We start from the raw sequence: 364 nt of genomic DNA, 5'->3' as shown, positions 1-364 counted from the left end.
CAGATCTGTTGGAGAGCTCTATCTTGGCTGTGCCGGTGTTGCCCGTGGTTATCTCAATCGGCCTGAACTGACAGAAGAACGCTTTATCGCCAACACTTATCACGAGACACACAACACGGATTGCAGCCCTCGCCTCTATCGCACAGGAGACTTGGTGCGTTACCGTCAGGACGGACGACTGGAGTTTATTGGTCGCAGCGATGATCAGGTGAAAATCCGTGGTTTTCGTATCGAGCTGGGTGAGGTTGAGCATCGCCTGAACCAACTCGATGATGTTGCATTGTCGCAGGTACTGGCGCGCACAGTGGCGGATGGTCAGCAGCAATTGGTGGCTTATGTCCAGCCTTGTATCACGTGTGAGACA

1 pseudogene is annotated in these 364 nt (G+C 53.3%); it reads left to right on the top strand.

Features of this window, described 5'->3' with window-relative positions:
- Positions 1-364: pseudogene (locus tag CWB98_RS23850) on the top strand (AMP-binding protein); the annotation flags it as partial.

This window comes from Pseudoalteromonas rubra, from assembly GCF_005887115.1.
In the GTDB taxonomy this organism is placed as follows: domain Bacteria; phylum Pseudomonadota; class Gammaproteobacteria; order Enterobacterales; family Alteromonadaceae; genus Pseudoalteromonas; species Pseudoalteromonas rubra_F.
The sequence above is the reverse complement of the archived record's forward strand: the minus strand, read 5'-3'. Positions and strand labels throughout refer to the sequence as shown.